Raw genomic sequence first — 255 nt, 5'->3', positions numbered from 1 at the left:
TAATTTCATAGCGTAAATTATCTTTGGCTCGCATCAGCCAATGACGGCTTTCTGTTTGGGAATGCCAATTGATGAGAAAATCAGCGGAGAAATAAGCGCGATCAAATAAAGTGATACTTTGAGCAGGTGCTTTAAGTTGACTGGCTAAAGTCAGTTCTCCCTGATCCATACTGCCGAGTTGAGCATCGATGATTTCATGCGTATTGGTATTCACCAAGCAGGTTGCCCTCACTTGAGGATAAGGAGCAGAAGCGT

1 protein-coding gene is annotated in these 255 nt (G+C 43.5%); it reads right to left on the bottom strand.

The genetic code is table 11. The annotated features are described in order from the left end of the window. On the bottom strand, positions 1–255 hold a 255-nt coding region (locus GBN19_RS15665), incomplete at both ends, for a transposase (RefSeq protein WP_151778725.1).

Source organism: Acinetobacter brisouii, assembly GCF_008993995.1.
Taxonomy (GTDB): Bacteria; Pseudomonadota; Gammaproteobacteria; order Pseudomonadales; family Moraxellaceae; genus Acinetobacter; species Acinetobacter brisouii_A.
This window is presented reverse-complemented; position numbering and strand designations above follow the sequence as displayed.